Source organism: Desulfuromonadales bacterium (genome assembly GCA_035620395.1).
Classification (GTDB): Bacteria; Desulfobacterota; Desulfuromonadia; order Desulfuromonadales; family DASPGW01; genus DASPGW01.
This window is the reverse complement of record DASPGW010000302.1, coordinates 1-5,639: the sequence shown is the minus strand read 5'-3', so window position 1 is coordinate 5,639 and position 5,639 is coordinate 1. Positions and strand designations below refer to the sequence as shown.

Below are 5,639 nucleotides of genomic sequence, written 5' to 3'. Positions count from 1 at the left end.
GCGCGGCAAGGGGCTCGACATCGAGCTCAAGATACCCGGCATGCAGCCGAAGATCACCACCAAGGATCTGGTGGTCTTTACCCGGCAGTTCGCGACCATGATCGACGCCGGCCTGCCGCTGGTGCAGTGCCTGGACATTCTCGGCCGTCAGCAGGACAACAAGACCTTCAAGAAGATTCTGGTTGAGGTCAAGGAGAGCGTCGAAACCGGGTCGACCTTCGCCGAGGCGTTGAAGAAGCATCCCAAGGCCTTCGACGAACTCTACGTCAACCTGGTGGCAGCGGGCGAGGTGGGCGGTATTCTCGACACCATCCTCAACCGCCTGGCAGCCTATATCGAAAAGGCGCTCAAGCTGAAGAAAAAGGTCAAGAGCGCCATGACCTATCCGACCACCATCATCGGCATTGCCGTTGTCGTCATTGCCGTCATTCTCATTTTCGTCATTCCTTCCTTCGAGAAGATGTTTGCCGACTTCGGCAGCACCCTGCCGGCGCCGACACAGATCGTTATCGATCTCAGCAACTTCATTCAGCGTTACATACTGGTCATCATCGCTGCCATCGTGATTTTCATTGCCGGCTTCAAGCGGTTCTACCGGACGCCGAAAGGACGTGAGCTGATTGATGACGTCGCTCTCAAGCTTCCCATCATGGGCATCCTCATCAGGAAAGTCGCCGTTGCCAAGTTCACCCGTACGCTGGGGACGATGATGTCCAGCGGTGTTCCCATCCTCGATGGTCTCGACATTGTCGCCAAGACCGCCGGCAACAAGACGGTGGAAAAGGCCATCTACCGTGTCCGGCAGAGCATCAGCGAAGGCAAGACGATCGCCGAACCCCTTGAGAAATCGGGAGTGTTCCCGCCCATGGTTTGCCAGATGATCGCCGTCGGCGAGCAGTCGGGCTCCATCGACACCATGCTCAACAAGATCGCCGACTTTTATGACGACGAGGTCGACGACGCCGTCGGCAACCTTACCGCGATGATGGAGCCGTTGCTCATGCTCTTTCTCGGCACCACCGTCGGTGGCCTGGTTATCGCCATGTACCTGCCGATCTTCAAGCTGGCCGGAGCGGTCGGCGGATGATGGTTTGAGGCATGGGAGGCACTATCCCCGCTTACAACCCAACGGCAGAAATCCCCCGTCGTCAACTGGGATGGCTCCTCGTCTGCCGGGTATTGGCCATTACCCTGCTGCTCGGTGGAACCATCGTCTACCATCTGCGGAACGCCGCCGAGCAGCTGTATCTTCTGCACAGTCTTTACCTGCTGGGGGGCCTTTACTACGGCCAGGCAGCCGTCGCCGCCGTTGCTCTTCCCCGGATTCGACGCCAGAGACTCTTTGTCCAGGCGCAGATCGTCTGGGATCTGCTGTTCATTACCAGCCTGATTTACCTAACCGGCAGCATCGACAGCCCTTTTCATTTTCTTTATTATCTTATCGTTATCGTCGCCAGTGCTTTTCTGGCCCGCAGGGAGATTTTTTTCGTCGCGTCGGCTGCCGCCATTCTCTTCGGCAGCCTGCTCGACCTGCAATATTATGGCCTCCTTCCACCTCTGCCGGCCTGGTCCGTACAGCCGCAGCTTGATATCCGGCAAGTCTTTTATGCCGTTTTTGTCAATGTCACCGCCATTTTTTTTACCGCCCTGCTGAGCGGTCTTCTGGCCGAACGGCTGCGGTGCAGCGAACAAGCGCTGGAAAAGAAAAATATCGATTACGATGAACTCGAAAACCTCAATCGGACAATTCTGGCCAATATCGGCAGCGGTTTGATGATCATTAACCCGCTCGGCCGGATTCGTTCGTTCAACGCCGCCGCCGAGCACATTTCAGGCTTTACCCTGGAAGACGTCTACGACCGGGATGTGCGGGAAGTATTCCCGGCCTTTGCGGTTTACGACGGTACCCTGCTGATCGTCGAGCGTGGCGAGGGGATTTTCCTTTCCCGTGAGGCAGGTCGGCGCATCCTTGGTTATGCCTCTTCACTGGTCAAGGGGGCGGATGGGCATACGCTCGGACTGCTGATTACCTTCAAGGACATGACCTGGTACAAGGAGCTGGAGGAGCGGCTGAAGAGGTCGGACCGGCTGGCCGCCGTCGGACAGCTGGCGTCCGGAATGGCGCATGAGATCCGTAATCCACTCGCCTCGATCAGCGGTTCGGTGCAACTGCTCATGGAGGCGAAAGGCGTCAGCGAGGGCGATCGGCAGTTGATGCGGATCGTGGTCAAGGAGGCCGATCGACTGAACGGCCTGCTGAGTGATTTTTTGCTTTATGCGCGTCCCGGATCGCCGAAAATGGCCGTTGCCGACGTCTCCTCGGTTTTGGATGAATTGGCACTCATTGCCGCCACCGATCCACGGTTTGTGGGGATCGAGATTCGTCGGGCCTATCCGCAGGGTGTGTCGATGTCGCTCGACCGTCAGCAGCTGTACCAGGCGATGTTGAATCTGATCATCAACGGCGCCGAGGCCATGCCGGATGGCGGTGTATTGACTATCGGCCTCAGCCCGGGGGCGCGGGAGATTTTTGTCGAGGACTCCGGGCCCGGCATCCCCGAAGATATACGGAGCAGGATCTTCAACCCGTTCTTTACAACCAAGGATCACGGTACAGGTCTTGGCCTGGCGACTGTTCACGCCATTGTCGAGGCACATGGGGGCTCAATTTCGGTTACTTCCGGCCGCCAGGGCGGAGCCAGGTTTGTCATCAATCTGCCCTGTCAAACGTGAAAACTTATGTACAGGGATAAAGGGGATGAAGGGGATGGTACGCAACAATTGGACGTTTTTTGTTTTATCCTGTTTATTCCTTTCATCCCTGCCCGCGTGATTTGAACGCCTGGTATTTGGCATTTCATGGCCAGAATTTCTATAGGAGAGATGACCTTGCAACCGGCAAATTACCAGATTCTGCTAGTCGATGATGAAGAGAGCATGCGGGAGGTCCTCTCCATCATGCTGCACCGCGAGGGTTATCGGGTGGATGCCGTAAGTGACGGAGCCCAAGCCGTCGAGCGGCTCAAGGTGCAGGGGTATGACCTGGTGGTCAGCGACATCAAGATGCCTCGCCTCAACGGTTTCGAGCTGCTGGCGCACATCCGTGAACGGTTTCCGGAGACCGTGGTGCTGATGATCACCGCCTTTTCCACCACCGAAGAAGCGGTGGAGGCGATGAAGCAGGGGGCGTACGACTACATCACCAAGCCATTCAAGAACGAAGAGATCCGTCTCGTCGTCAAGAACGCTCTCGAACGCAAGACCCTGCGACAGGAAAACCTCCAGCTGAAGAAGGAACTCGACCGGCGCTATTCCTTCGGCAACCTGATCGGCAAGAGCAAGAAGATGCAGGAGGTCTACGACCTCATCGAGAAGGTGGCAGCCAGCCGGGCGAATGTGCTGGTCGCCGGCGAGAGCGGCACCGGCAAGGAACTGGTCGCCAAGGCGATTCATTACAACAGCGAGCGCAAGGACAAACCCTTCATCGCGGTGAACTGCGGGGCGATCCCTGAGAACCTGCTTGAGAGCGAGCTCTTCGGTCACGAAAAGGGCTCCTTCACCGGCGCCGTGCAGCAGAAGGCCGGCCTCTTCGAAGTCGCCAACGGCGGTACGCTCTTCCTCGACGAGATCGGCGAACTCCCCCCGTCGATGCAGGTGAAGCTGCTGCGGGTGCTGCAGGAGCGCGAGTTCCGACGGGTCGGCGGCACCCGGAACATCCAGGTCGACGTGCGTATGGTCGCCGCCTCCAATAAAAACCTGGAGGAAGAAGTCGGACGCGGAGCCTTTCGCGAGGACCTCTTCTACCGGCTCAACGTCATCCGCATCATATTGCCCCCTCTGCGGGAGCGGCGGGACGACATCCCGCTGCTGATCGAGCATTTCTTCCGCAGCATCACCGGCCGGGAGGGGGTGGACATTGCGGAGAGCGCCCTGTGCAGCATGCTCGATTACCACTGGCCCGGCAATGTCCGTGAGCTGGAAAACGTCGTCGAGCGCTGCCTCGTGCTCGGCCAGTCGAGCCAGATCACCGAGTCCGGACTGCCGCCGCAATTTCATGCCGGCCGCCCGGTGCAGTCGGGGCATCTGGCGGAAATCCCCGACACGGGACTCGATCTCGATGCCTACCTGGGTGGCATTGAAAAGGACATCCTGCTCAAGGCCCTGGAGAAGACCGGCGGCATCCGCAAGAGGGCGGCCGAGCTGCTGGGGATCACCTTTCGCTCCATCCGTTACCGTCTGGCCAAGTTTGATATCGACCCGGGTGAGGAAGAGTGACCATAATTGTCAGGCCAGGTGACGCTTGCTGGCGTAGCCGGGGCGCTGCCGGTGCCGATAAAGACTTGCAGTCTGTCTAACACTCTGTTAATTTGCGCCTGTTTTGTGGTTTAAACGCTTGGCATGACCGTTGCTATTGGATTGTGGCAAGCAGGTTGTTGCTGCTGTTCACAGAGGGCTCAATGGGTCGGGCGTAGCGTCCGGCATCAACCATCCACTCAAGGAGGAAGACAATGTTGAAGAAGTTCAAAAAGAGCGAAAAGGGTTTCACCCTGATCGAGCTGTTGATCGTCGTGGCGATCATCGGCATCCTGGCAGCCATCGCCATCCCGCAGTTCTCCGCCTACCGGCAGAAGGCCTACAACAGCGCCGCCAACAGCGACCTGAAGAACATCAAGACCGGGTTCGAGGCGTACATGGCCGAAACCCAGAAGTACCCTGAAGCCCTTGATGCCCGCTAACTAAACAATCCTTAACCAGTGGAGGATATCGTGAAGAAAGTATTGACATTTGCTGCACTTATCATGCTTGTCACTTGCGGCTCCGCCTTTGCTGCGGCGCTTGGTCAGGACACCGATTGCAATCCGGGCGAGTCTATCTATGGTGGTGTTGATGCCACGCAAGCCGCATCGGGCGTTCTTCTCGGCAAGATGTCCAAGGGCGTGGTTTTCAGAGCCCAGTATGACGACAGTGGCTACGCAGCCGGCACCAAGCACGACAGCGGCACCAAGGCCTACGGCACCGCCCATGACTCGACTGCCATCTACTTCCAGGAGGTCGGGCAGGATGGCGAAATTCCGGGCCTGGATTCTGCCGACAACCAGTCGTTCGCTACGGGTTGGACCGAGATGTAATTTTTACGGCTTTCATCACAAGGACCGGCGGGAGGTTGACTCCTGCCGGTCTTTTTTGTTAGGTTCTTGAACATGTTGCCTCAGGTTGCCGTCCTCGTTAAAAACCATCTGCGCGCCATGGTCCGTGACCGTGTGCTGTCTGCCGTGCTCGGTGTTGCCTTGACCATGCTCCTCCTTGTGCCGGCACTGAGCAGCTTTTCCATGCGCCAGGTGCAGGAGTTGGCAGTCACCCTGTCTCTCTCTGCGGTTTCCGGAGTTTTGTTAGTGGTGACGCTGCTGCTTGGCGCGTCATCGATCTGGCGGGATATCGAGCGCCGCTACACCACGTCAATCCTGACGCTCCCCGTGAGCCGGGCGGCGTTTCTGCTCAGCAAGTTCATCAGCATTGCCCTGTTCCTGATCCTCTGCACCCTGGTGCTCGGCCTGGGGAGCGCCGTGGTCATCGTTCTGGCGGCGCACTCCTACCCCTCCGACATCCCCGTTCACTGGAGCAATATCGCCCTGGTACTG

General features: G+C 58.0%; 6 protein-coding genes. All 6 read left to right on the top strand.

Annotation, left to right across the window (positions count from 1 at the left end; genetic code table 11):
* A partial coding sequence (locus VD811_16285; GenBank protein ID HXV22543.1) for a type II secretion system F family protein occupies window positions 1–1,087 on the top strand: 1,087 nt, incomplete at its 5' end.
* A gap of 11 nt (window positions 1,088–1,098) precedes the next feature.
* Window positions 1,099–2,733: an ATP-binding protein gene (locus tag VD811_16280; GenBank protein HXV22542.1), complete on the top strand. Its 1,635-nt coding sequence runs from the start codon at window positions 1,099–1,101 to the stop codon at window positions 2,731–2,733.
* A 156-nt stretch (window positions 2,734–2,889) separates the two neighbouring features.
* Complete coding sequence (locus tag VD811_16275; protein ID HXV22541.1) at window positions 2,890–4,275, top strand: sigma-54 dependent transcriptional regulator; 1,386 nt, start codon at window positions 2,890–2,892, stop codon at window positions 4,273–4,275.
* 233 nt (window positions 4,276–4,508) lie between these two features.
* Window positions 4,509–4,736 (top strand): prepilin-type N-terminal cleavage/methylation domain-containing protein, encoded by a 228-nt coding sequence (locus tag VD811_16270; protein ID HXV22540.1) that lies wholly within the window; start codon window positions 4,509–4,511, stop codon window positions 4,734–4,736.
* Window positions 4,737–4,766: 30 nt separating this feature from the next.
* Window positions 4,767–5,129, top strand: coding sequence for a hypothetical protein (locus VD811_16265; protein HXV22539.1), 363 nt, complete (start codon window positions 4,767–4,769; stop codon window positions 5,127–5,129).
* A 72-nt stretch (window positions 5,130–5,201) separates the two neighbouring features.
* Window positions 5,202–5,639: ABC transporter permease (locus tag VD811_16260; GenBank protein HXV22538.1), on the top strand; the 438-nt coding region annotated here is incomplete at its 3' end.

What these genes read in the sequence shown, in the direction of transcription:
- VD811_16280 (HXV22542.1), top strand. Translation starts at nt 1,099, where the DNA reads ATGGGAGGCACTATCCCCGCTTACAACCCAACGGCAGAAATCCCCCGT.
- VD811_16270 (HXV22540.1), top strand. Translation starts at nt 4,509, where the DNA reads ATGTTGAAGAAGTTCAAAAAGAGCGAAAAGGGTTTCACCCTGATCGAG.